The organism is Bacillus sp. NPDC094064 (genome assembly GCF_050279585.1).
Lineage (GTDB): Bacteria > Bacillota > Bacilli > Bacillales > Bacillaceae_G > Bacillus_A.
Genome location: NZ_JBNNUI010000008.1, coordinates 42,924 through 68,241, shown reverse-complemented (window position 1 = coordinate 68,241; position 25,318 = coordinate 42,924). Strand labels below are relative to the sequence as shown.

The window sequence follows — 25,318 nt, the reverse complement described above, 5'->3', positions numbered from 1 at the left end:
ACGTGTTTTTTATGAATATGCATCAAAAACAAGAGTTGTCTTTATTTGCCGAAGAGTTATATCGATATATGTCTCCCACCACACTTAATCAATTAGCTATAGAAGCAGGTGGAATGAAACGAAAACGTAAGTGCCACGGGTACCACCTCTTATCTTTGTGTGTATGGTTAAATCAACAAATCGCTACTACCTCTCTTACTCAACTTTGTAGTCAATTAGAAACTTCAACAGGAATTTTATTAAGTCCATAGGGACTCGATCGACGATTTAACTCGTCTTCTGTAGCCTTTTTTCGAACTGTATTTACTACACTTCTACAAGCTAAAATTGGAGGAGCATCTAAAATTTCTCATTCTCTTTCTTCTTATTTTGAGCGGATTCTCGTCCTTGATTCTACAACCTTCCAAATTCCAGATCGATTCCGCAACTACTTATCCTGGTGCCGGAGGATGTAGTCATACAGCTGGTGTGAAAATTCAATTAGAGTATGACTTGTTGAGTGGAAAATTTTCTGATGTGGAAATTGAACCAGGAAAACGAAGTGATCAGGCATATAGTGCAACTCGAACGGGCATGGCACAAAAGAATGAACTATATATTCGTGACTTAGGATATTTTCGTTTCCAAGACTTTAAGTCTATTCAAGATAAGCAGGGATATTATTTATCACGTCTTAAGTTACCAACTAAAATATATAAAAAAGAATTTGAAACAGTGGTATTTAAAACAAAACCCGCTCAATTGAAACCGGTATATATACAAATTCATTTGGAAGACATCATGAAACAATTACAACCTGGCCAAGTATATGAATTACATGATGTATATGTAGGGAGTAAAGACAAACTGCCTACTCGCATTGTGGTTTATAGATGTACCGAGGAACAAAAACAGAAACGCCTACGCGATCGAGCGATTCGCGAAAAGAAAAAAGGGATTAAATATACAGAGCGTACGAAACTTTTACAAGGAATTACGGTATATATGACAAATATTCCTACGGAATGGGTACCAAAAGAGAAAATCTATGATTTATATTCACTACGCTGGAAAATTGAGCTGTTATTTAAAGTATGGAAATCTTGGTTTCAAATTCATCGTTGTAAATCTATTAAACAAGAGCGGTTAGAATGTCATCTTTATGGTCAACTCATTAGTATTCTATTATGTTCTTCTACTATGTTTAAAATGAGGGAACTTCTGTTACGTAAGAAACAGAAGGAACTAAATGAATATAAAGCGATGTACATGATTAAAGATTATTTCTTACTTTTTCATCAAGCATTACACAAAAACACCCAAGAATTATCAAAGGTTCTCCTTCGTCTGTTTAACCTCCTACAGCACAACGGACGAAAATCTCATCGATATGAGAAAAAGACAGTCTTTGATATTTTGGGTGTTGTTTATGAGTATACCACTTCTACTCATCAGGTAGCATAGTAAAAAAATTGAAACCCGTCAGGGTTTATTTGATATGCCCACTTTTATAAAATCTATAAAAGATAATAAAAAACTATATGGAAGGACCGTATTTTGTATAAAAATATACCTTAAGTTGATGGATGTGGGGTAGCATCACATCGCTATCAAGCTAACGGAACAGGTTACACCAAAAACGTCTCCATACATTCCCTTTCAAATTGAAAAATATCTTGATTAATCATTTGACGGAAGTATCTATCCATTTCTTTTGCTGAAACATTGTTTCTATTTTGTAACCACCATGTACTTAACGTTGTAATTATACCCGAATGGAATTCGATAATTAACTCAATTGGTATCGTATGATTTTTACAAATTCGATGAAATTCTTGATTTTCCTGTTTCTTTATTTCAAAAGTTTGATAATGTATTAAATTTAAAAATTGTTTATCATTCATTTGCGACTCTACTATTTTACCGATTTCTTTGTGATGTAAGAATTGTTCTATCACTTGAAATGGCTTAGTTAATCGTTCTAAAAGTGGTATTTTAAAAGCTTCCTCTTGATATTTTTTAAGCCCAAATGCCAATAACGCATCTTTATCTTCAAAATGTTTATAAAATGTTGTTCGATGCACCATCGCAAGATCACAGATTTGGTTGATAGTAATGGAACTATATCTCTGTTTTGATTGCGTCATTAATTCAAATAAAGACTCCCACAATAATTTATGTGTACGTCTAATACGTAAATCCAGCTGCCCCTCAGTACTTTTCATCTACACTTCTCCTTTTCTGTAGATTAAGTATACAACTACTCTAAAATGATTCTCCCTTTTTTTATCTACACATGTATATTATATTACGTATGATACTTTTGTATACAAAAGTATCAAGTGGAGAGACAAAAGTAGATGGAAAATCAATAAATGAATATTATGCCCACGAATACTACAAATAGCAAAATCGATATGTCTAATATTAGACATACACCAAGTTTAATTGCATTAACTTTAAGCGTAATATTCGCATTTTTAAACGAAACTTTACTTGGTAATGCTTTAACTGTATTAATGATGATACATTTCGTTCTATGCATGCTTGCCAAAAATAATTTGAAAATAGAATAGAAGATTTGTGAATTATAAGGACCATGATGACTCATTATAAGTAATTCATAATTGGCTTGAAAGCGTATTTTATGTTAAAGAGAGGTTTTCCAATGATAAAAGTAACTCAATCTTCAATAGAAAAGGCACGGATAGAATATAAAGTATTGAGGGAAACAAGACACACAAAAGCGATATTATTTCGTTTATATGAAGACGCTGGCGATAAAATCGATATGCTTTCTATTATACGCACTTACCCTAGTGAGGCATTTGCTGTTGCAGAAAAAAATGCTCCACACTTAGTTGAGCAGGGGGGATTCATCAACTATTTTATATAACAGAATAACTTTTGATAATTCTAATTTATGTAATTATTCCTTTTCTAAAAATGAATAGTTTTTATGGTATATATTTATATCGTGCTTTAGATTCCGAAGAGAATACTATTGATTTTTATCTAAGTAAATCAAGAAATCCTTGGCCTTTTCGTATATTTCTAAACCTGGTGTGATAACAGCAGATAAGAATCCTGCCTACCCTGTAGTGAAGCAAGAGTTGAGCGAAGAGAGAAGGCATATAACTAAGGTAAGTTAGATATCTTAATAATATAGTGGAACAAGATCAGCGCTTTATTAAGAAACGTGTGCGTCCTAAAAAGAACAGCTTGATTTACGGTATCAGTCTGTCAAAAATTAGAAAGGCTTCATCCATTACTTGTTTGGTCTAACAGCATAAAATACAATTCCGCTAGAAATATATGCGCTATATTCTCTTTTATTTTATCTTTGCACCAGAACCGAATATTAATAAAAATATTTTTTTGAATGTATAAACTAAAAAATAGGAGAGAAATATCAATTTTATGAAATCGACTAAACTAACTACAAAAGATTTCCTCGCATCACTTACCAGGCTATTAGGAAAATCTAAGAGAACGCCTGAAGGAACCATGCAATCAATAATGAATATTTTAGAGCTAAAAGATTCTTATACAAAAGGACACAGTGAAAGAGTAGCTAAGTATACACTGATCCTTGCTAAAAAAATTAATAAATATAGTGAAGAGGACCTGATTAAATTTTATTTTTCATGTTTATTACACGACATCGGTAAGATAGGAATATCGAACGAAATCTTAAATAAAACCTCTTGCCTGACAAATGATGAATATAAAGTTATGAAAACTCATCCAACAGTAGGTATAAATTTAATTGAAAACTATTCTTTAATTGAAGGATATGAGGCTGTAATTCGTTCTCATCATGAGAAATGGGATGGGAGTGGTTACCCCGATGGATTAAAAAATAATGATATTCCTTTATGTGCTAGAATTATTTCCATTGCAGATGCTTTTGATGCTATGACATCCACAAGACCTTATCGAGTTACATTATCTCCAGAAGAGGCTTATAAGCAAATTATTGAAGGAGCCGGTAATCAATTTGATCCTGAATTAGTAGAAGATTTTAAAATAGTGTATTCATCATGGGTTGAAATTCTAGAAGATAGTAGCGATTGAGATTATTAAGGGGATATTTACATATATTCACTTTGATTGTTTTTTCTTATTTTGTAAATCAAGTCGGAAGAAGGCACCTTAGGGTGTCTTTTCTTTATGGGTGAACGTCAAAAAGAAGGAATTACAATTGCTTTTCAAAAAGGGATTAAATTTGGTCGTAGAAAAATTGAGATTGATGATAATTTTATAGTGACTTACCAAGAATGGAAAAACAATAAAATTACAGCTGTAGAAGCGATGGAAAAAGTAGGAATGAACAGTAATACGTTTTATAGACGAGTTAAGGAATATGAATATACCTTACAAAAAAGTACCCATTCTTGAAAATGGGTACTTTTCTTATTCCCCCTTTTCGGGGGGATGGGCAAAAACACCCAATATTGGATGATGAGGGTTATTGACAATAAATTCAATTTGTTCATTGTAAAGTGGGGTGAAGTTCATATTGGAACTATTTTTGTTGTTTCCGCAAACAGCAAAATCAATTTTATTTTGTTCTAATAGTTGTGATAAAAGTGCTGTGTTCCCTACAACAAAATCACAATGTATATATGGTTTCTCATTGTCTAAATAGTTTAATATAGATGGCATTAACTTTTTTGCAACTTTAATTCATTTGAATACGTTTGAAATGTATCCCCTTTTTTGACCATGATAAAATCCCCTCCAAGTAAAAGTGTAGCATCCATGTCTATCCATGGTCTTTTTACACTGTCTACCTTAAGGGGATAATATCATTATGACAATGGAACTGACCTTATTTGTATTTCAAAAAAGATACTGTATAAAAGAAGGTTGCCAATAAATTCAGTGAAACTGATTTTGTGGCAATTCTTTTAACTATCTATTGAGTAGGTTAAGGGTGCAGGAAGTTCGATTTGTTTCGTCTGAATATTTACTAAAATACACGAAAGGTATGTATGACAGACCTTCAAGTGAATTGAAATTCTTCTTATTAGACATAATAACTCACAAGAAATTCCATTTAATAGGAAAATTTCTATATTATGCGTTGTTAAAGGATGATTAAAATGTGGGAAATGATAGCTTTTTATTTTCCAACGTGGAAAGTTTTTATACAAGCTTTTATCTTACTTGTTATACCATATATGATTTCAAGATTTTTTAGTTGGATTCGCAACTTAGAAAAAGAATAATACAACGAACTATATGAGGGAGAGTGTGAGATTTAATCAGAAAAACATACATAAGCAAAGAGGAGTGACGTTAGGAAAAGTATGGTAATTTAGTTTAATTTAATGTACGAGAAGCTTTTTAGAGAAAGAGTGATGAAAGTGAAAGCACAGGATTCAATAGTTAATCAAAACCAAGAACAAGGAAATACATACGGGAATAACGCGACAAAAGTTCCTGAAGACTATTTTACTGGTGATTTCAACTTAGATTTAGAGGTCATAAAAAAAGAAGCTCTTGATAACTCGGACGTTTATTGCCGAGAGTTTAACATTGGCGGGACTAGCATCCGGGCAGTGCTAGTTTTTGTAGAAGGGCTGTCAGATAAAGATCTTATTGATACGCACATTATGAAAGCATTAATGGGTAATTTTTTTAGTGAGTATAAAGATGAATCATCTTATAAAGACGAGAGAGTTTCCAAAGATTTTATTAAAAACCAAGTTCTTCCGATTAGTGGAGTTGACGAGGTGCAAACTGTCCAAAAGATGATGTCAAAAGTTTTAATTGGTTCCACAGCATTATTAATTGATGGTTTATTGGATGTATTTATTCTTAATACAAAAAAAGGGAAAACACGTAATGTTGAAGAGCCTATATCAGAGGGATCAGTCAGAGGACCAAGGGTAGGTTTTACAGAAGTTTTGTCGGACAATACTGCTTTATTACGGTTACATGGTGAAAATGAAGGATTATCTTTAATAAAATTTCATGTAGGAGAACGGGCCAAGAAAGAATTAGTTGTGGCTTTTATGAAAGAAATTGCTGATCCAGAATTAGTAGAAGAAGTTAAGAAGAGAATTCAGAAAATTAATATTGATAATGTGCCAGAGTCAGGTTATATAGAACAACTTATTGAAGATAATTATCTTAGTCCTTTCCCGCAAGTACAGAGTACGGAACGTCCTGATAAAGTTATCGCTGCATTAATGGAAGGAAGGGTTGCAATTTTATTAGATGGAACACCTTTTGCATTAATTGTTCCAGTTACATTTAGCATGATGATGCAATCGCCTGAAGATTATTATGAGCGTTGGATACCAGGTACACTGATTCGTTTATTGCGCTTTGGAACAGCTTTTATTTCTCTTTTTGCTCCCGCGCTATATATTTCATTTATATCATTTCATCCTGGGTTGATTCCGACAAAGTTAGCCATTTCAATTATTGGAGGGCGGGAAGGTGTTCCGTTCCCTGCGATTATAGAAGGGTTATTTATGGAAATTGCGATTGAAATTTTACGAGAAGCAGGATTACGACTACCTAAGCCAATTGGTTCAGCGATGGGAATTGTAGGAGGGTTAATTATTGGGCAAGCAGCTGTGTCAGCAGGAATAGTGAGTCCAATCATGGTAATCGTTGTGGCAGCCACAGCTATTTCTTCTTTTGCACTTTCTCATTATAGTACAGCAATCCCTTTACGCATTCTTCGCTTTGTAGCTATGTTTTTCGCTGCCATATTCGGATTATATGGAGTAATTCTATTTTTCCTATTTATATGCAGTCATATTGCAAGGCTTAAAAGTTTTGGTGTACCTTATGCTAGCCCGGTTGTCTTATATCAATTTACTGATTGGAAGGATTTTATGGTTCGTATGCCAATTCAGATGATGAAGCGACGTCCGAAAATGTTGAATTTAAAAGACTATGTACGGAAAGGAAGTGAAGAGGAATGATTACGAACTCAAAGGACAAAATTCCCACTTCCCAAGCAGCTGTTATTCTTATCAATTATATACTTGCTATCGGAATTCTCACCCTGCCTAGAACCGCGGCTGAGAAAGTGCAAACACCTGATATTTGGATAACTGTTATTTTAGGTGGATTAATTGCGATGGTTGCGGGTGTAATTATCGTAAAGTTAAGTCAACAATTTCCTGAAAAAACATTTTATCAGTATAGTCAAGAAATTGTAGGAAAATGGTTTGGGGTGTTACTTAGTTTATTGATTATCAGTTACTTTTTTACACTTTCTTCATTTGAACTTAGAACGTTGGAAGGTATAACAAGTTTTTTTCTACTAGAAGGTACGCCTGACTGGGCTATTCTTATGCCATTCATGTGGATAAGTCTTTATTTAAATCTAGGCGGAATAAATGCGATAGCACGTTTATTTGAAATTATTTTTCCGATTACAGTTTTTATATTTTTAGTGACATCTTTTATGAGCATTGGAATATTTGAACTCGATAATCTTCGTCCTGTATTAGGATTAGGGATTGCTCCTGTACTAAAAGGTCTAAAAACAACAACTATGGCATATTCAGGAGCGGAAATTATGTTGTTACTTTTAGCATTTATGAAGAAACCGTCTCAAGCTGTAAAAGTTGTTATAATTGGCACTACGATTCCTTTACTTTTTTATGTCATTACAGTTGTAATGGTTATAGGAGCGTTTTCTATCGATGGTGTATTGATGAGAACATGGCCGACAATTGACCTTATGAGAAGTTTTGAAATTCAAGGCTTAATTTTTGAACGGTTTGAATCTTTGTTACTAGTGATATGGATTATGCAAATCTTTGCAACATATACAATATGCTATTATGCAGCTGCTTTAGGGTTAGCGCAGCTCTTTAATAAAAATATTCATTCCTTTTTGTATGGATTACTTCCGGTAATATATATCGTTGCTGAAATTCCGAAAAATATCAACGAGTTATTTGAATTTGGAAATATGATTAGTAACTCAGCAATAATTTTATTTGGTATATTTCCGTTTCTTCTCCTTATGATTTCGAAGGGGAGGAAAAATAGGAATGAGCCAAAGTATTAAAAATAGGAAAAATTTCATAAGATTAACGTCAATTGTTTTTCTCCTAATACTTACAGGATGCTGGAGTAGTCATGAAATCGAGGAACTAGGTTTCGCCGTAGGTTTAGCAATAGATAAAGAAAAAGAAACAAAGATTGAGAAAGAAATCGAAGAAAAGGGCGGAGGGTATAAGAAGAAAAATTTGATAACAACCACCTATCAATTTGTTAAAGCACAATCATCATCAGACGGAGGCAAAGGTGGAGTATCACAACAAAAAGCTTATATGAATGTTGCAGAAACAGGAGATTCTCTTCATCAATCAATACGTGAAGTTGCATTAAGAAGGCAAAGGCCTATCATTTTTCATCATACGAAAGTAATAGTTGTTAGTGAAAGTATCGCCCGAACATATAATTTAACGCAGTTATTGGACATCTACGTTCGTGATAATGAGATGAGACCTAGTTGCTTTGTAATGGTTAGTAGAGGACTGGCTAGCGATACGTTAAAATCAAAAGAATCAGGGGAAATTCCGGCATTTCGCTTAATTGAAATTGAAGATAATCAATATAGATCTTCACGAATATTACCACCAATGCCACTTGCTAAACTACCAGGAAAAGTGAAATCTGGGGCGAGTTTTCTTTTACCGAACGTGATTTCTATAAATGGAGAAGTGAAATATGTAGGTGCTGCTGTCATTAAAGGGAGTACAAAAAAACTTCGTGGCTTTTTAAATGAGAATGAATTGGAAGGGTTAATGTGGATAACTGGAAAAGGGAAAAGTGGCTTGGTGAAAAGCTATAATAAAAAGACGGGAAAATTAGTTATGTATGAAGTAAAAACTATGAAAAGTAAAATCACGCCCCATGTTAAAAGGGGTAAAATCTCTTTCGATGTCAATGTACAGTCTGTAGGACGGTTATCCGAAAACTGGTCTGAGTCAGAGGAAGCATTTAAAAATACATTTCTCAAAAGAGCGGAGCAATCTGCCCAGCAAGAAGTTAGGCAGTTAGTGAAGCATACATTACACAAAATTCAAAAGGAATATAAAACTGACGTTGCTGGCTTCAGCACTAGTTTGAAAATCGAATATCCAGAAGTATGGAAGAAAGTTGAAAAGGATTGGGATAAAGTATTTAGTAAGCTTCCAATCGAATACAATGTAAAACTAACCATTGAAGAGTATGGTACGGAAGGCGCTTAATGAAAAAAAAGTTATCCGGAACTTCCCCAAACATAATTAAATGAAAGTGTCCAATTAAAGTTGTTTAAATAGTAAACGTCAAGTAACTCCAAAATATACAATAAAAGTTGATTTTGGAGTTATTTTTTGTTTGCTTCACTTTTTTTCGGCACTCTACAGCTAGATGGTAAATCCTTTGACCACGGCAAGACTTTATCAATTTCTTCTTTATTGTTTAAATTGATGTTGGGAAGTGTTTCAAACAAATAACGAAGATAATGATAGGGACTTAGATTGTTCTCTTTTGCGGTTTCCACCACACTATACATGATCGCACTTCCTCTAGCACCTCGCGGTGTATTTGAGAACATCCAATTTTTTCTCCCGATTACAAACGGTTTAATAGAACGTTCACTTCTATTGTTATCAATTTCTAAATGACCGTCTAATAAAAAGGCTTTAAGATGCTTCCATTGATTCAAACAATAAGTGATGGCTTTTCCTAGCGCACTTTTTGGTAAAACACGATCTTTCTGTTCATGAAGCCATGCAGAAAAAAGGTCCAGAATGGGCCTGCTTTTTTCAAGTCTCTGCCTATATCGCTCGGTAGGATTGACGTGTTTGAGCTTTCTTTCAATCGAATAGAGTTGATTACAGAAGTGTAAGCCTTCGCTCGCCTTCACTTTTTTCCCCTTCTGTGATTCAGGTAAAGCTTTTAAGGCTTCATCAAACTTTCGTCTCGCATGCGCCCAACATCCGACAAGGGTGACATCCGGTACTTGATGATACCCACTATATCCATCTACCTGTAAATATCCTTCAAAACCAGTTAAAAAACGTTTCGAATGTTCGCCTGCTCTTGTAGGTTGATAGTCATAGAGAACAATAGGGATATCCTCTCGTCCTGTACGATATAGCCACAGATAGGACTTCGTTGTTGCGGCCCGCCCAGGTTCGCGTAAAACTTGGAAGGTTGTTTCGTCCGCATGAAGAATGGTTCGAGTAAGTAGGTGTTCATGCATCCTTTCATACAAAGTCATTAACCATCGATCAGCCCCATATAATAACCAATTTCCCATCGTTTGTCGTGATAAGAAGATCCCCATTCGTTCAAAATGTTTTTCCTGACGATAAAGAGGTAATCCCTCTACATATTTTTGTGTCATAATGTAGGCGATAATCGATGGAGAAGCGATATTTTTAGGAAAGGCGGGAGCTGGCATCTTGGCCGTTACAATTGGTGTGGATACCTCGTCTAATTCACACTTACGACAAGCGTATACATATCTCTTATGTTCTGTTACTTTTACTTCCGCAGGAACAATCGTCAGTTCCTTTCGGACTTCTACACTCATCTCATGCAAAGTACCACCACAACACGAACAAACCTGTTTCTCATCAAGTAAACGATATTCAACCGTTTCAATCGGAAGGTTTTGGACAGACTCAGCCCTATGACCGCGTTTCTTTTTGCGACGATATGTAATCGTTTCAACAGCTGGTTCAGGGGTTTCAGAATCACTTTCTTTCTCAGCCTCATTAAACAGTTCTAAAGCGATTTGATTATTAGGTGTTTTTTCGCTAGACGTACCAAACTGTTTTTGTTGACTCAGACGAAATTGTTCTTCATACCATCTCACTTTTGCCGTGAGTTCCTCTACTTGAGCTTGAAGTGATTCAATTGTGGGTTGGTTTGAATGTGAGAGTGTTGTTTTCATAGATAAATCCATTCGACAAAATTATCCAAATTCCTTTTACATATATGATTTTTATAGAATGGATCTCGCATGTACGGCTTGATGCCCTTGTTTTTGTTGAAAAGAAAATCCATCAAGAAGCCATCTCAATTGTCGTCTTGATATAGTAAGTGGCACAGCCCTATGCTCAGTTGGCCAGTAAAACGTTCCCTTTTCCAATCTGCGATAGTGCAACCAGAAACCATTATGTTCCCAAACCAGAATTTTTAGCTTATCGCGTGAGCGATTGCAAAAAACAAATAAACAGGAAGAAAAGAGATCTAACTCAAATTCTTCGTTTATAATAGCCGCTAGTCCATCAATTGATTTACGTAAATCTGTTGCCCCTTGTGCAAGATATACTTTTTCAATTGCGATTTCTGACATCATTGTTGTTTCACCGCCTGCATCACTTGTAAGAGCACTTGCGGAGTAAAAGGCACATCTAATTCAATGGTTGCTTCTTGCATGTGAATTCGAATCGTAGCATGTATGTTTTCTTCTACGCTAGGGACATTCATAGAAAGCCAATTCACACGCCCATTTACATTTTGCTCTTCCGTTTCAGGCGATAATTTTTGCAGCCAGTAATATAGGCGATGAACCGGTAGGTTCTGTTTTTGACACCAGGCAACTTTTGATAATCCACTGTTTTTATAGTCTTGAATATAAGTTTCCCATTCTTTCTTTAATCGGTTTCTTTCCATAAAAAAAACTCCACATATAGTATGTAAGGAGATTATCTCATGGGTTATTTACAAATAGTAGGTGGGGAGTATTTGACGCTTACCTTTATGGGGGACTGGCGCATGTCCATAAACCTAAGATTTTGAGGTATCCCCAAGATGAAAATTTTTCTCTCTGTATTTATTTATAAGAATTAAGTTCATTATTTGTTTTTGGGAATAATTAATTGTTCAACTTGATGGCGATGCGTCAGTATCCCATATACAATTTCTATTTATTGTAGTTTAAATATACAACAAATAGAAATTGAATCTTTATTCTATTGGAAATTACATATATAAAATAAATGATGAGTGAAAATAATTTAATAAAAGGAATGATTATTTTGATAAATTTAGATGGAAAAGTAGCAATTGTAACTGGTGCAGCTTCTGGTATTGGTAAAGCTACTGCAAAAAGACTAGCAAAAGAAGGAGCAGCAGTTGTTGTTGCAGATTACAATGCTGAAGCTGGTGAAAAAGTAGCAGAAGAAATTCGTGCTGAAGGTGGGAAAGCAGTTGCCCAAAAAGTTGATGTTTCCAACGAAGTAGAAATAAAAGCAATGGTTGAACGTGCTATTAATGAATTTGGTAAACTAAACATTCTTCACAATAATGCAGCTGCAACTGGAAATAATGATATTGATGGTGATGTTGTGCATGTAAAAACAAAAAATTGGGACTACATCATGGCAGTGAATTTGCGTGGCGTTATGCTCGGTTGCAAATATGCTATCCCGGAAATGATTAAAGCCGGTGACGGGGCAATTATCAATACTTCTTCTGGTTCCGCTTTGTCAGGTGAATACGGAAGAACGGCTTATGCAGCATCAAAAGCTGGTATATTAGCTTTAACGCGTTCTGTTGCAACGCAATACGGTAAACAGGGAATCCGTTGTAATGCTATTCTTCCGGGGTTAGTGTTAACCCCGGCTTCAAAGGGTGCATTTACGCCAGAAATGTTAGGCTTACTTGAAGAAGGTCATCTTACACCATTTGTTGGTGAACCAGATGATATTGCCAATATGGTTACTTTCTTAGCTTCTGATCGGGCACGCTTTATTACTGGACAACAAATCCCTGTAGATGGTGGTGCGTTAATTACATCAGCTGCAACAGGGATTTTAAAACATGAAATCGATAAAAAATAAGGTAAAACAAAAAACAAGATGTTAAAGTGAAAATGTACCCTATAAAAGGGACAGTTTAATAAAAAGACCTTTAAAAATTAGACACTTAAAAGATGGTTCCGAGTAATGTACCGGAGCCATCTTTTTGAGTGTCCATTGATAACGATCATATTTATAATCTTCCATCTTGGTCCCAGATAAAACAACTTGAAGAGGATCAAACTATCCTTAGTTTTCGCGAACTTGTATCTGATCCTGGAAGAATTGGATTAGATAGTTTGTTACAAGAAATAGAAAAGCTCCGAATTGTACGAGATATACAGCTTCCATCAGATTTATTCTCCGGTGTTCCACCTATCAAATTTTGACACCAAATTTAAAAGGATTTAATCATATTTTTTCTTCTTAATAAATATTTATCGTTGTTCTAAATCTCTTATATAAGATTTTACAGCTTGCAATAAGAATTCTTCCTGTCCCATACCTGCATTTACTGCCATTTGCACTATTTTTTGCTTAAATTCATGTTCTACATGAAAAGTTAATGAATCTACATTACTTTTAAAGTAAATACCTTCTACATGTGGAAGTATCGTGCTGGATTTCATATGAGAATGTAAGTATTTAATCTCTTCTTGAAATTGCAATGGCTCTACTTGTAATACGAAAGGTTTAATTTCTAATCGGATAGTATCTGATGAAATATTCAATCGCATATTTTTGACTACATTTTCTTAAGAAGACGAAATCTTTTACGGAACTTTTGAATAAGCTATTGCCGCAATTATCGCAACGACCGCTAATTCTATCAGGGAACTCTTTGTATTCGCATATTTTGTTGTATAGGATTGTACTTTATTTTTTTAAAACTTGAATTGTGGCATATCATTTTGTTTCTTGAAAAAACGTGAAAAAGCATCTGCGAGGTTTTTCAATGATGATTGAAGAGCGGTACTATCTACTTCTTTTAACCAAAGCGTATCTTGTCGTTTTTTTAATTGCGTAAGCTGTGCGGAGATAATAAAGTTGTTTAATTTACAATAAAGTCATTTAAAAAATAATATAATTGTTTGAAAATCGTTCTTCCACTAACGGAGTAGAATAGCTCAATAAGGAATCAAAATAAGAACTTGTAGCTTCTGAAGAAATGGAAAAAAGAAAGATTTTAAATACAAAGTTGACTCTGTTATACAGAGGCAGAAAGATATTATAATTCATTTGTGATAAATTAGGAATAGTTTGAATTGTTTAAAACTGAGCAGAGGATTATAAAGCGTGTGCGTTTTTTTACCAAGTCCTATATGTCTTATTATACGGAGGAAATATGCTTAAAGATAATTTTAAAATTAGTAATATTCCCGCGGTTTTATGGGGAGGTAAGAGTGAAAAAATTTTTATTGCAGTACATGGAAATATGTCAAATAAGGAAGATGCAGTTATTCAAATATTAGCTGAAGAAGCCAATCAAAAAGGTTATCAAGTATTAAGTTTTGATTTACCTGAGCATGGAGAAAGAAAAAATGATAATACTCCTTGCAAAGTACAGTTTTGTGTTAGTGAATTATCTATAATTATGAATTACGCAAAAGAACATTGGAAAGAAGTAAGCGTGTTTGCATGTAGTATGGGAGCTTATTTTAGCCTGTTAGCCTATCAAAATGATGTGTTAGAAAAGGCATTATTTTTATCACCAGTAGTTAACATGGAACGGATTATCGAAAATATGATGAAATGGTTTAATGTAACACCAGAGCTTTTGCAAAAAGAAATGACTATAGAGACACCTATTGGTCAAAAGTTATATTGGGATTATTTATGCTATGTAAAAGAACATCCTATTAATACATGGAATACAGATACATATATTATGTATGGAGCCAAGGATGAACTGTGCGAATTTGAAACTATTAACTATTTTACAAAAAAACATCGTTGTGAATTAGAAGTTATAGAAACAGGTGAACATTACTTTCATACTAAAGAACAGTTAAAGATATTTGAACAGTGGTTACACAAACATATCGATTAACAAATTACAATTTATCTTGAACCTGTTAGAGAAGAATGGCGAATATATAAACTGATATTATATTTGAGAGACATTATAAATGTGATTCACTTAAACAAACAGGTGCTTTAGTACAATAAGGATTAAACAACTTTATTAATGATTTTTGAGTACCAATACCTTTAAATGTATTGAAATTAAACAACTTTAAAGAGCCTTACCACTCACTAGATTGTAGCAAGGCTCTTATATTTTCATAATAAAATTAAACAACTATATTATCGATTTACATAAGCTCGGCAGAGCAAGAAGGATAGGTTAATCCTTTTCCCACTTCTTTATACGTATTATTCCAAAGAGCAAGAAAATGGTTAAATACAAAGCGACTGCAACCAATTGTTTTAGCAATTAATATTTCTTGTTTCTTATTTGGATAGATACGAAATTTATATGCTTTATTTACTAACATAGGTTGCACCTCACTTTTTTATAGTATATCTACAGTATACAAAAAACATAGGCTTACGCCTACTGACATTCATCTCCCACCTAAAATTGGTGTTTCATACCTTCACATTTTTGAGGAAGGAGTCTTCTATCAGAAAACGATAAAAAAGAGGGAGAAGGCATTTTGTATTGAAGTTTGTTAATAATAGCTTTTTAACCTGTTAGGGGGGATCGTAAAGTAGATTATTAACCTCTTTGAAAATTCTTATTTTCCTTATAGTACTTGAAATGCTGTATTAAAAAATTTTAATTTTGAAAGGAGAATCAATAAATATGAGCACAAAAAAAAGAATAGGAAATAAGTTATTACTTGTCAGTGCAATTTGTGCGCTAACTTTTCCTTCGGTTTCCTATGCGGAGGAAGTAATTTCACCTAAAAATTTCGAGAGTTCTTCAAGCCTATTTGAGGGACGGAGTAAGGATGTATTGAAAACAAATTTATATCCCGATACATATAATAATCCGTTCAACCACCAATTTAAATCGACATTAAAGGAAACAAACACAAATATACAAAAAATAGACAATATTGACAATGAAAATCCTGTTATATCTACTACCCTTTCATTTATCCGTTATATGCATACTGAAGATTATAAATCTGCATTTAATTTAACTTCTCGATCACTACAGAAAATAATATCAGAAAAATGGCTGAAGAGCTATTGGGAGGGACTCCCTACGCAATTACAAGCAGGTTCTTTTATAGGAATTGGAGAGGTTACACAAAAAGAGATAAATTCCGTTCATACAAATGTAGAGATTAAATTAGTTTTTGAACAATTTACTGTACCTTTACTAATAAAACTAGATCCATCTGGAAAAATAGATGATTTTCAACTCAGTATGTCGTTTAGTCCTGTTGCAGAGCGTCCATCATATAGTAAGCCTGAATCATTTGTTGATAAAGAAGTAGTAGTTGGAAGTGGTGCGTTTCCATTACCAGGAACATTGTCTGTTCCGAAGGGAAAGGGTCCTTTCCCAGCGGTTATTCTTGTTCAAGGATCTGGAGCAACAGATCAGGATGAAACAGCGTTTGCTTTAAAACCATTTCGCGATTTAGCTGAAGGTCTTGCCTCTAAAGGAATTGCTGTCCTTCGCTATAATAAACGAACCTATGAACATGGATTGAAAACACAATTGAGCCCTTTTTATACAGTTGATAAAGAGACAACAGATGATGCTCTTCTTGTGACTCATTTTCTTCAAAATGAACCTATGATAGATAAAAATCAAATATTTATTCTTGGTCATAGTCAAGGCGGACTGATGCTTCCGAAAATGATTGAAAAAGACCAAAATCAAAATATTGCAGGGGCAATTGTGATGGGGGGTCCGGCCCGTACGATTCAAGATGTTGTTTTAGATCAATTTGAGTATCTTTTTTCTATTGGAGCAATGAAACCTGAAGAATATAAATTTTACAAATCGCAATTTGAATTATTAAATGATCCCAATTTCTCTAGTCAGAATCCTCCAAAAGATTTTTATTTAGGATCACCATTATTTTGGGATTCTATCCGTAAAATTAAAGCAGCAGAAATGTCAAAAGAACAAGAGACACCGCTTCTTATTATTCAAGGAGAAAGAGACTATCAAGTTCAATCAAAAATTGAAATTCCTCTTTGGAAAGAACAATTAAAAGAGCGAGATAACGTTGATTATCGACTATATCCAAAGTTAAATCACTTCTTTACAGAAGGAGATGGGGAGTTAAGTAAACCGGATGAATATTATAGTCCTGCTAATATCCCTGAGTATGTTATAAATGATATTGCTGATTGGGTGCAAAGAAGATCGGAATAAAATTAGCAGCCATATTTTTTAATGGACTACTGAGGGTATTTCGTTAATGGTATTGGGGCTTATACTTATGATGTCGTTTTTAGCTTATGTAGGGGTTCCAGACTAGGGAGGTTGGTAGGAATTGGCGTATTTAATTCTAATATTTTTGTTTGCAGTTGGATTATATTTCTTAATTTTCGATAACCCTTATATAACTATATTTATTATTTTTCTTATACTGGTAGGGAAGTCATTATATGACAGTAGAAAGAACAAACAGTAATCAAGACTATAGGGGAAGTTTGTGAGCAATAGTGTGAACTTTTCATTTCGGAATATTTATAACAAAGTATTTGTGAAACGAGACGAAGAAGAGGTTTCCAAACTATATTGGAGCAAGGAGATGAAAGTCCTTTATTTGTAAATCAAAGGGGTGACTTTTATAATTCAAAAACGTTATCAAATCAGATAACAGATATGATAAAAAAGACAAATTTAGAGTTTCTGCAGTATCGTGAGAAACCAGTAACGGCGCATACATTCCGTCATGCTTTTGCAATCATGGCTGTTCAACAAGGAAATGCGGATCTATATCATTTAATGCAAACGCTGGGGCATGAAAATATCCAAACAACAAAAATCTATTTAGAGAAGCATATGAAAAGGAAGAATAATGTGGGTACTTCCTTTGCGGATATGTTGCAATGAATAAAGTAGAAGAAAATAGTTAACTCATGTATAAATATCATAATTAAGCATATGTTATATACAAATATAATGGAGGTGCAACAATGAATATTCAAAGACACGAAAATAATGCAAATGAAGTTCATATTTCAGTTGCTGCAAATGCTATTGAGCAACTGAAGTATGAAATTGCTCGCGAATTAGGAGTCACACTTGGACCTGATACATCATCGCGTGCAAATGGTTCTGTCGGTGGAGAAATTACAAAACGCTTAGTTCGAATGGCCGAGGAACAATTAACAGGAGAATATAGATTACACTAAGTTAAAGAAGTAATAAAAAAGAATCCATTAAAAAAAATGGATTCTTTTTCTTTTTTTTTTATAAATTTCAAAATAATGATTGTGAATATAAAAAATGACCTCTTAGATTTCTTTGTAAGCACTTTGAAAATTCACATCAACGCCATAAGGTATCGATGTGAATTAAATCTTATATGAGTGGTTACAGGGTGGTTAAACGGTATTTTATTTTTTGTAATTTTAATTCCATAATACTTAAACCAATACAATACAAATTCATTTATAAGTAATTTTTTGTTAAATAGTTAACCATTTATAATTTCCCCACCATTCACGTGCAGAATTTGTCCTGATATGTAAGATGCATCTTCGGATGCCAAGAATACATAAGTAGGTGCCACTTCAAACGGTTGACCGGCTCGCTTCATAGGAACATGGTCTCCAAATGTGGCAAGCCATTCTGGAGGCAAGGAAGATGGAATTAATGGGGTCCAAATTGGTCCTGGGGCCACAGGGCATTAACTCGAATCCCTTGGGGTGCCAGTGACGATGACAGCGAACGTGTAAAGGAAACAATGGCTCCTTTGGATGCCGCGTAGTCAATTGCATCTTGATCTCCATGATAGGCACTAAGGGATGTTGTATTTATTATGGAGCTCCCTGAATTCATGTATGGAAGAGCAGCTTTCGTCAAAATAAACTGAGAAAAAACATTTGTGTGAAAGGTACTTGTTCGTTGGTTAGAATCTACATCAAGTAGACTGTTCCTTATGTATAGTACACCGGCATTATTCACCAAAATGTCAATACGACCAAATTGGTGAATTGTCTGCATTACTGCTTGTTGGCAATGCTGCTCATGCCCAATATCACCTGGAATGGTAATGCAACTACGGCCATACCTTTTAACATAGAACTCTGTTTCTTTTGCATCACTCTGCTCATTTAGGTATGAGATTGCTATGTCTGCACCCTCTTTCGCGAAGGCTACAGCGACAGCCCTTCCAATTCCACTATCCCCACCAGTTATAAGCGCTACCTTATTTATAAGTTTACCGGCTGGCTTGTAGTTGGGGTTATCAAATATAGGTCTAGGTATCATTAATGATTCAATGCCGGGTTTACTTTGTTGCAGAGGTGGGAAACCCATCACATTCACTCCTTTTGGAATTTTCCTATAATAAATAAAATTCTGATATAGGTTATGATTATCATCAGGAAAATATATCCTTCCCAAAGAATTAAATAAAGGAAGTGAAGGAGGATCTACTCCATCAAGGTGTAATGTCATTTCCTGTTATTTGTAAGAGAGTCGATGAAACCTATGTGAAAGTCAAAGGTCAATGGCTGTATCTGTATCGTACCGTTGATTTAGAAGGGAATACCATTGATTTTTATCTAAGTGAATCATAAGTTGTAGTATTATGTTTCATCACACATAGGGGCCTCCTTTTTTAATTCTTATATATTGGTTCAAATTGAATTAAATTAACAACGTTTTTCGTTCTTCCATGCGTGCTACTTTACCAGCTATATATAAACGACTGTTCACCATGTCCAGTTGTTGGTGGTTCAATCGCGTAAATTTTTCCATCTTTCACAACGTAAATCATATTTTCTACTAAAGAAATTTCAGCCTTCATTCCTGCAACACTTTCCAGAATTCTTATTTAGTTGGAGAAAAGTAATCTTAATTCAATACTGGAAGGGATTCGACGAATTAGTAAACTATGCTCATGGAAAAAACCATTCAAATGCTTGGAAATCGTACAATAATAAGATTAAAGATAATGGGAGTGTCGATGTTTTTCACGAAACCTATCAAATAGAAAAAGGTGCTTCTGAAGCAATCTATGTTAATATGCCAAAAACAGGTTTATCTAGAGCTACTGAACACATACCAGTATCAAAAGATACTAATACTGCTCAAAAAAGAATGAAGTAGGAGGAAGGCACCTTAAAGTGTCTTTTCTTTATACATTAAAAACCCCACCTATTTACGTATGATTTAAAAAGGTATTCAGAGTTGAATACCTTTTTATTATTGAAAATTTCACGTACTGAGTCTAATATATAAAAACAAATTCCACAATAAGACCTATTCTAACCATCCCCCACCAAAATAAAAACCCCCTAAAATAGGAGAATATGAATTTAAATTGTTTGACTTAATTCCATCTGGATTACTACGCATAGGTCCTTCTACATAAATCCCATCGTATGTCCAATAACCAGTAACATATTAAAAAGAAGCACATAAAACAAATATAAAAAAAAGTACACTAACAACAAGAACAACAGCATAATAGAAATATATCGTTCTTTTTGTTCTACATTTTAACGAATTTACCGAAAGAATTCTCCTTCCTCAAGCGTGTGAAGGACAATAGCCCAACGGTAGGTGGGAGATGAATTTCGGTTTGGCATGGCCAAAAACTTTTGATAAACTAGCTATATGAAGTTCTTTGATAACTTGATATATGAGGTTGCAGGAAGAAAATAGAGTGCGAAAACCAAGCCATTCGGTTCCTGCGTAAAATATCAACCGTACCAAAAGAGCATCCAAGCGTTACTTCAAGCTTAGCTAAGTGGCGAGTAGTTCACCCAATAACACTATTAAGAAACAAGACATATTCTAACAATCCATCCTCTTATCCTCTAGCCAAGTAGGGGTCCGGCAACCATTCCTTCTTTTTAGAGTCATTTAAAACTAAAAATGGGACATATCCTGGAATTCATTTGAGGTTCAGCCGAGATATGTGTAAAAATAGGTCATAGTAATATAGCTATTTAGGTTGTAGTCAAAATAAACATTTTTGCTATAGACAGCAATATCGAGATCCAACCACTAAATGACATAAAACCTACTTTAAGGAATTTTTTAGGAAATGAATCTCTTATTTTTCTACGTTAAGAGGGAGACGACTAACATTTTGGATAGAGTCAATTGTACTGAAAAAAGACCATTTTATATTCAAATAAAATGGTCTCATTAGATATTTTAAATTCATTAAAAAAGTCTTTATTTTAGTACTCCTACTTCTTTAGATATTGTGGAATCTTTGTAACAAATTTCTTTAATTTGAGCGACAATCATTATGCTGATAACAACAAGTAAGAACCAAGAACTAATTTTACCAATATGCACAAGACTCCAAGAGTCTTGCTGATTCGGATATTGCCATGCTCCAAAAAAAGTGGCAATATTTTCTGCAATCCATATAAAGAAGCCAATTAGGAAAAATGAAAAAGGAAGTGGCATTTTATATGAGTTGTTTTGCACAGTAAATTGCACATAAGTTTTAACAAAGACAATAAATAAAAGGATTGTCAAAATCCAACGGAAATCTAAAATAAAATGATGTGTGAAAAAGTTTAAGTAGATCATCACTCCAAGTGGTATTGTCCATATATACTTTGGCCAGTTATTCATCCTTAAATGAAATCGATGCCACGCTTGGCAAATATAACTCGCAACACTTGCATACATAAAACCACTATATAGTGGTACTCCAAAAAATTTTGTCCACGCTTCTTCTGGATATGACCATGAACCTACATGAACCTTAAATACTTCTAATAGAAGTCCGATAACATGGAACGCACTGATTACTTTTAATTCGTCTTTTGTTTCTAAATTATATTTGAACATGAGATGTTGCGTAATCAAACAAATAAGTAGAATAAAATCGTATCGATGCAATCCAGGAATGGTAATTATCTTTGAAACAGCAAGTGTTACAAAAATAACCACTGGAAAAATGCAAGATAAGGCTTGATAATAACCAAAATATAAAAGATCTAGTATATATTTCATGTTTTCACCTTCCCATTAAGAAACGTCCTGTTCTATGTTGACTTAAAGTACATCACTTTTTTGGAATATCGCACTTGATACAATGAGTAATACTACCAAGTGTATAATTACAAAAATTAATGATGTTGTAAAATTGAATGAGAGAATACGGAAAAATGTGCTACTTCTTTAAACATCTTAAATAATAGATTATTTATTAATCCTTGTGTGAGGAAGATAACTAGCGTAATAATTAATGGTAATACTGATTTTCTAAAAAAATTTGCTAAGAAAAACGCAAACGTTGTATAAAATATCATTGGTAGGGTTTTATAAGCAACAGTGGTATCAGCAATACCACTCAGTTCAATTAAAAAATAAAGGGTTTCCCATATCAAAAAGTAACCATCTAACTTTAATAACACTTCAATGATAATCAGAATATAGTTTAAATGCTTCATCAGAAGATATTTTTTTACAAATCTACATAAATTTAGCACTTGTACGAATGAAAAATAGACAAGCGCGATGAAAAACCAGCCTGTCTATTAGCGTTTATTTTTTTGTGATACTTTGTTTTGCGTTTGAAACAACCGTGATAATTAATGCCACGACACTGACGAAAATAAGTAGCCCACCTACTGGCGTTAAGAAGAAGTACGGCTCGTCTACTACACCATTTTCCTGTACAGTGACAGGTGCAAACTTTGATGCGATTAATAAAATAATCCCTAATACGAGTGGTACGGCAGCAAAAAACATTTTTTTCATAAATAATCTCTCCTCGACTATTGTCATTTTTTTGTTATTTTTTTAATCATTGTAATAGCGGTAATCATCAATGCAATGACACCGATAAAGATGAATAGCACACTTACCGGCACTAGAAAGAAGTACGGATCATACAGCATGCCATCCTCCTGTACAGTGGAAGGGGCGAACGCTGACGCAATCATTAATATAACGCCTAGTATTAGCGGAACAGATGCGACTATTATTTTTTTCATATAACATCATTCCTCCTCTTTTTCATAAGCTAAAATATCACCAGGCTGACAGTTCAACACTTCACAAACTTTATTTAACGTTGAAAATTTTACTGCTTTTGCTTTTCTAGTTTTTAAAATCGACACATTAGCCATCGTAATGCCAAGTGATTCCGATAATGCTGTCACCGACATTTTTCGTTTGGCCAACATCACATCGAGATTGACGATGATTGCTATAACCCCCACCTCAAATCGTTAATTTTGCTTCTTCCTCTAGCCGTATAGCCTCTTGAAATACATTGGCTAATACACGTAAAAATAAGGTTAATGTTACTGCCATGCCGAAAAATAATAAACAAAATGCGCAGAAAATCATCGTCGCTTGCTCACTAATGATGATGTAAACAATGCCAATCGCATACAGCACAACCTCACTCGTTGCTAAGTAACTCATGTTTTTAAGATGTTTAATATGCTGTTCGCTAAAGAGCTGTTCGGTAATGCCTGTGCAAATTTTCCAAGCAAACAATAATGCTACATAAAACGGGAGGGCAGTAACCCACATAAATAGGGTAATCGGCATGCCTTCAATTGTAGCTGCCATTTGAGGTACAACTAAGAAACAAAATAATATACCCGAAAGTGCAACCATTATAATCAGAAACTTTAACCACATTGCTAACCTCGCCATATTGCCAACTCCTTTTACAGTATGTCGCGCTTCTTAAACACCCCACTCGCTATGACTAACATTACAAGCAGATGTACAACTACATAAAGAAATGACATAGTTAACGTAAAGTGTTCCGACAGCAGATTCATACCGTCTCCAATTAGCGGATTTGCATCTAAATTTCTTAAACTTAAATGCTTAAACACAACAACATCCGAATATTTCTTCAACATACTTGTCGCAATGTTAACTATATTGTTCTGTAATAAAAATATGAACAATGTAATCGTGACAGGTAATATCGTTGTTGTAATTATACTCGCAAGCATAAGCGCTAAAGTAATATAAAAGACGATGGGCACAAACTCGTACATGACAATTTTGAGTAAAATGGCGAGTGTAAAATCATCTGCCGTCCAACCGAAGCGAATGCCCCCGGCAAGCATCGAAACAAGTAGTGCCGCAACAATAAACAGTACAGCGGTAATCAGCATTGCAAAATACTTGGATAGCAAAATAGCTACACGCGTCTTGGGACGAATTAATAACTGCTTTATCGTACCTTGCTGAAACTCATCAGCAATCGACTTTACCATGAGTGAAATGCTAAATATCGTGACAAGCATCGCTATAATCGTAAAGTTGAACTGTGTAAAAGTCACATAGCTTGAAAACCTCTCCACTGCTGGTAGCCAAGACTTAATAATAAAGGCGGTCGCCACCTGCAGCGTAAGTAGTACCGTTAAAAAAACATACACATTCTTTTTTACGAAAATTTTCATTAACTCATTTTTGAGTAAATTTATCATGAAGTTGCCCCCTTCGTAATTGCTAAAAATTCATCTTCTAGCGTTTTCCGCTTGGGAATAACCTCATAAATCGCAATATTATGCACTACGAGTTTCGCAATAATGGCGGCAATTTTCACCTCATCTGCCGTCACCTCAAATAAAGTATCATTTATAATGCGGCAGTCTATTAGCTCGTCAACGCCCTCCGTTTGCTTCGTTTTAATTTGCACACGATGCTCACCCGCCTGCTTTTCGTGTAGGTTGTGCTCTTTAATAAAGGTGCCCTTATTAATAATGAGCACACGGTCACACATTAGCTCAATCTCACTTAATAGGTGGCTTGATACAATGACCGCAATTTTTTCCTTTTGTGCAAGTTCGCGTAAATACTCCCGAATTTTGCGAATACCAGCGGGATCTAAGCCATTCGTTGGCTCATCTAAAATTAATACTTTCGGTTGATGTAATAAGGCTTGTGCAATCCCTAAGCGTTGCTTCATCCCAAGCGAGTAGGTTTTCACAGGCGCATGAATAGATTCTGCTAAATCGACGAGCTGAACTATTTCATCAATGCGCGTCTTTGAAACTTTGTGATTCGCCATATTGGCAAAGTGCACTAGGTTTTGTCTGCCTGTCATATATTCATATAATTCAGGGTTCTCTACAATTGCACCAATATTCATGAGCGCTTTTTCTCGCTCTATAGCAATGCTATGCCCGCAAATTTGAATATCTCCCTGCGTCATACTAATCAACCCTGTAATCATTCGGATTGTTGTTGTTTTACCGCTACCATTCGGTCCTAAGAAGCCATAAATTTCGCCCTCTTTTACCTCGAAAGTTAAGCCATGTACAATTTTTTTATCACCGATGCTTTTTTGCACGTCGGTTAATTTCAATACGGTTTTTCCCATCTGTCACTCACTCCTTTTGACGTTTTTATCTTAATACAAAATAAATTATATCGCAACAAAAATATATCGAAAAACAATAAA

At 34.4% G+C, this 25,318-nt stretch carries 22 protein-coding genes and 12 pseudogenes; 16 read left to right on the top strand and 18 right to left on the bottom strand.

What is annotated here, in order from left to right; all coding sequences use genetic code 11:
• Positions 1-11 precede the first annotated feature (11 nt).
• Positions 12-1,443 (top strand): annotated as a pseudogene (locus ACQKNI_RS18580) (IS4 family transposase).
• Between the two features lie 164 nt (positions 1,444-1,607).
• Here the strand turns inward: ACQKNI_RS18580 and ACQKNI_RS18575 are convergent.
• The gene (locus ACQKNI_RS18575; protein ID WP_088232732.1) at positions 1,608-2,204 is read right to left on the bottom strand and encodes a TetR/AcrR family transcriptional regulator; all 597 of its coding nucleotides are present in this window, start codon (positions 2,202-2,204) and stop codon (positions 1,608-1,610) included.
• A gap of 150 nt (positions 2,205-2,354) precedes the next feature.
• Between ACQKNI_RS18575 and ACQKNI_RS18570 the strand changes: the two are divergent.
• The 5 genes and pseudogenes from ACQKNI_RS18570 to ACQKNI_RS18550 all read left to right on the top strand — a co-directional run.
• Positions 2,355-2,501, top strand: a pseudogene (locus ACQKNI_RS18570) (MFS transporter); the annotation flags it as partial.
• 146 nt (positions 2,502-2,647) lie between these two features.
• On the top strand, positions 2,648-2,875 hold the full coding sequence (locus ACQKNI_RS18565) for a hypothetical protein (protein ID WP_427282591.1): 228 nt from the start codon (positions 2,648-2,650) through the stop codon (positions 2,873-2,875).
• Positions 2,876-2,943: 68 nt separating this feature from the next.
• Positions 2,944-3,272, top strand: a pseudogene (locus ACQKNI_RS18560) (DDE-type integrase/transposase/recombinase); the annotation flags it as partial.
• Between the two features lie 127 nt (positions 3,273-3,399).
• Positions 3,400-4,056, top strand: coding sequence for an HD-GYP domain-containing protein (locus tag ACQKNI_RS18555; protein ID WP_098882588.1), 657 nt, complete (start codon positions 3,400-3,402; stop codon positions 4,054-4,056).
• A gap of 96 nt (positions 4,057-4,152) precedes the next feature.
• A complete protein-coding gene (locus ACQKNI_RS18550; protein WP_098882587.1) occupies positions 4,153-4,380 on the top strand; it encodes a DNA recombinase in 228 nt (75 codons plus the stop codon).
• A gap of 51 nt (positions 4,381-4,431) precedes the next feature.
• Here ACQKNI_RS18550 and ACQKNI_RS18545 read toward each other — a convergent pair.
• Positions 4,432-4,662, bottom strand: a pseudogene (locus ACQKNI_RS18545) (LysR substrate-binding domain-containing protein); the annotation flags it as partial.
• A gap of 683 nt (positions 4,663-5,345) precedes the next feature.
• On the opposite strand from ACQKNI_RS18545, the gene ACQKNI_RS18540 reads away from it, so the two are divergent.
• Genes ACQKNI_RS18540 through ACQKNI_RS18530 form a run of 3 tightly spaced genes read left to right on the top strand, consistent with a single transcriptional unit; the run spans position 5,346 to position 9,215 of the window.
• Positions 5,346-6,926 carry a spore germination protein gene (locus ACQKNI_RS18540; RefSeq protein WP_098882585.1) on the top strand — a complete coding sequence of 527 codons (1,581 nt, stop codon included), beginning with the start codon at positions 5,346-5,348 and terminating at the stop codon, positions 6,924-6,926.
• Entirely contained in the window at positions 6,923-8,026 is a 1,104-nt protein-coding gene (locus ACQKNI_RS18535) for a spore germination protein (protein ID WP_098882584.1), read from the top strand. Before ACQKNI_RS18540 ends, ACQKNI_RS18535 begins: the two co-directional genes overlap by 4 nt.
• A complete protein-coding gene (locus ACQKNI_RS18530; RefSeq protein WP_098882583.1) occupies positions 8,010-9,215 on the top strand; it encodes a Ger(x)C family spore germination protein in 1,206 nt (401 codons plus the stop codon). Before ACQKNI_RS18535 ends, ACQKNI_RS18530 begins: the two co-directional genes overlap by 17 nt.
• A gap of 119 nt (positions 9,216-9,334) precedes the next feature.
• Here ACQKNI_RS18530 and tnpC read toward each other — a convergent pair whose 3' ends face one another.
• Genes tnpC through tnpA form a run of 3 tightly spaced genes read right to left on the bottom strand, consistent with a single transcriptional unit; the run spans position 9,335 to position 11,637 of the window.
• A complete protein-coding gene (gene tnpC, locus ACQKNI_RS18525; RefSeq protein ID WP_427282589.1) occupies positions 9,335-10,924 on the bottom strand; it encodes an IS66 family transposase in 1,590 nt (529 codons plus the stop codon).
• 39 nt (positions 10,925-10,963) lie between these two features.
• Positions 10,964-11,320 (bottom strand): IS66 family insertion sequence element accessory protein TnpB, encoded by a 357-nt coding sequence (tnpB, locus tag ACQKNI_RS18520; protein WP_098882581.1) that lies wholly within the window; start codon positions 11,318-11,320, stop codon positions 10,964-10,966.
• A complete protein-coding gene (gene tnpA, locus ACQKNI_RS18515) occupies positions 11,317-11,637 on the bottom strand; it encodes an IS66 family insertion sequence element accessory protein TnpA (RefSeq protein ID WP_098882580.1) in 321 nt (106 codons plus the stop codon). Before tnpA ends, tnpB begins: the two co-directional genes overlap by 4 nt.
• Positions 11,638-12,002: 365 nt before the next feature.
• Here tnpA and ACQKNI_RS18510 point away from each other — a divergent pair, with 365 nt between their 5' ends.
• Positions 12,003-12,806 carry an SDR family NAD(P)-dependent oxidoreductase gene (locus ACQKNI_RS18510; RefSeq protein WP_098882642.1) on the top strand — a complete coding sequence of 268 codons (804 nt, stop codon included), beginning with the start codon at positions 12,003-12,005 and terminating at the stop codon, positions 12,804-12,806.
• A 395-nt stretch (positions 12,807-13,201) separates the two neighbouring features.
• Here ACQKNI_RS18510 and ACQKNI_RS18505 read toward each other — a convergent pair.
• The 3 genes and pseudogenes from ACQKNI_RS18505 to ACQKNI_RS18495 form a co-directional block, all read right to left on the bottom strand.
• Positions 13,202-13,510: pseudogene (locus tag ACQKNI_RS18505) on the bottom strand (helix-turn-helix domain-containing protein); the annotation flags it as partial.
• Positions 13,458-13,634, bottom strand: a complete 177-nt coding sequence (locus tag ACQKNI_RS18500; RefSeq protein WP_395941434.1) for a hypothetical protein — start codon at positions 13,632-13,634, stop codon at positions 13,458-13,460. The pseudogene ACQKNI_RS18505 and the gene ACQKNI_RS18500, both read right to left, overlap by 53 nt.
• A 17-nt stretch (positions 13,635-13,651) precedes the next feature.
• A pseudogene (locus ACQKNI_RS18495) lies at positions 13,652-13,801 on the bottom strand (IS200/IS605 family element RNA-guided endonuclease TnpB); the annotation flags it as partial.
• A gap of 308 nt (positions 13,802-14,109) precedes the next feature.
• Between ACQKNI_RS18495 and ACQKNI_RS18490 the strand changes: the two are divergent.
• Positions 14,110-14,814, top strand: a complete 705-nt coding sequence (locus ACQKNI_RS18490) for an alpha/beta hydrolase (protein ID WP_427282588.1) — start codon at positions 14,110-14,112, stop codon at positions 14,812-14,814.
• 271 nt (positions 14,815-15,085) lie between these two features.
• Here ACQKNI_RS18490 and ACQKNI_RS18485 read toward each other — a convergent pair.
• Positions 15,086-15,262: pseudogene (locus ACQKNI_RS18485) on the bottom strand (helix-turn-helix domain-containing protein); the annotation flags it as partial.
• Positions 15,263-15,573: 311 nt separating this feature from the next.
• Between ACQKNI_RS18485 and ACQKNI_RS18480 the strand changes: the two are divergent.
• The 3 genes and pseudogenes from ACQKNI_RS18480 to ACQKNI_RS18470 all read left to right on the top strand — a co-directional run bounded on the left by ACQKNI_RS18480 (position 15,574) and on the right by ACQKNI_RS18470 (position 18,095).
• Complete coding sequence (locus ACQKNI_RS18480) at positions 15,574-17,106, top strand: serine aminopeptidase domain-containing protein (RefSeq protein WP_427282587.1); 1,533 nt, start codon at positions 15,574-15,576, stop codon at positions 17,104-17,106.
• A gap of 297 nt (positions 17,107-17,403) precedes the next feature.
• Positions 17,404-17,793 (top strand): annotated as a pseudogene (locus ACQKNI_RS18475) (tyrosine-type recombinase/integrase); the annotation flags it as partial.
• Positions 17,794-17,876: 83 nt separating this feature from the next.
• Positions 17,877-18,095, top strand: coding sequence for an alpha/beta-type small acid-soluble spore protein (locus tag ACQKNI_RS18470; protein WP_098882576.1), 219 nt, complete (start codon positions 17,877-17,879; stop codon positions 18,093-18,095).
• 284 nt (positions 18,096-18,379) lie between these two features.
• On the opposite strand, the pseudogene ACQKNI_RS18465 reads toward ACQKNI_RS18470, so the two are convergent.
• A pseudogene (locus ACQKNI_RS18465) lies at positions 18,380-19,224 on the bottom strand (SDR family oxidoreductase).
• Positions 19,225-19,382: 158 nt separating this feature from the next.
• On the opposite strand from ACQKNI_RS18465, the pseudogene ACQKNI_RS18460 reads away from it, so the two are divergent.
• A pseudogene (locus ACQKNI_RS18460) lies at positions 19,383-19,484 on the top strand (DDE-type integrase/transposase/recombinase); the annotation flags it as partial.
• Between the two features lie 73 nt (positions 19,485-19,557).
• On the opposite strand, the pseudogene ACQKNI_RS18455 reads toward ACQKNI_RS18460, so the two are convergent.
• Positions 19,558-19,717: pseudogene (locus ACQKNI_RS18455) on the bottom strand (DUF3954 domain-containing protein).
• Positions 19,718-19,734: 17 nt separating this feature from the next.
• Here ACQKNI_RS18455 and ACQKNI_RS18450 point away from each other — a divergent pair.
• A pseudogene (locus ACQKNI_RS18450) lies at positions 19,735-20,019 on the top strand (monooxygenase family protein); the annotation flags it as partial.
• A 1,077-nt stretch (positions 20,020-21,096) separates the two neighbouring features.
• Here ACQKNI_RS18450 and ACQKNI_RS18445 read toward each other — a convergent pair.
• From ACQKNI_RS18445 to ACQKNI_RS18415, 7 genes are all read right to left on the bottom strand, one after another.
• Positions 21,097-21,891, bottom strand: a complete 795-nt coding sequence (locus ACQKNI_RS18445; protein ID WP_098882574.1) for a DUF817 domain-containing protein — start codon at positions 21,889-21,891, stop codon at positions 21,097-21,099.
• Between the two features lie 534 nt (positions 21,892-22,425).
• Complete coding sequence (locus tag ACQKNI_RS18440) at positions 22,426-22,641, bottom strand: DUF3955 domain-containing protein (RefSeq protein WP_176549293.1); 216 nt, start codon at positions 22,639-22,641, stop codon at positions 22,426-22,428.
• A gap of 23 nt (positions 22,642-22,664) precedes the next feature.
• The gene (locus tag ACQKNI_RS18435; RefSeq protein WP_427282586.1) at positions 22,665-22,877 is read right to left on the bottom strand and encodes a DUF3955 domain-containing protein; all 213 of its coding nucleotides are present in this window, start codon (positions 22,875-22,877) and stop codon (positions 22,665-22,667) included.
• A 6-nt stretch (positions 22,878-22,883) separates the two neighbouring features.
• Entirely contained in the window at positions 22,884-23,096 is a 213-nt protein-coding gene (locus ACQKNI_RS18430; RefSeq protein WP_098882641.1) for a helix-turn-helix domain-containing protein, read from the bottom strand.
• Between the two features lie 10 nt (positions 23,097-23,106).
• Positions 23,107-23,550: a DUF2975 domain-containing protein gene (locus ACQKNI_RS18425; protein ID WP_427282585.1), complete on the bottom strand. Its 444-nt coding sequence runs from the start codon at positions 23,548-23,550 to the stop codon at positions 23,107-23,109.
• Between the two features lie 14 nt (positions 23,551-23,564).
• Positions 23,565-24,341, bottom strand: a complete 777-nt coding sequence (locus ACQKNI_RS18420) for an ABC transporter permease (protein WP_098882569.1) — start codon at positions 24,339-24,341, stop codon at positions 23,565-23,567.
• The gene (locus tag ACQKNI_RS18415) at positions 24,338-25,237 is read right to left on the bottom strand and encodes an ABC transporter ATP-binding protein (RefSeq protein ID WP_098882568.1); all 900 of its coding nucleotides are present in this window, start codon (positions 25,235-25,237) and stop codon (positions 24,338-24,340) included. The genes ACQKNI_RS18420 and ACQKNI_RS18415 overlap by 4 nt, the downstream gene beginning before the upstream one ends.
• Between the last annotated feature and the right edge of the window lie 81 nt (positions 25,238-25,318).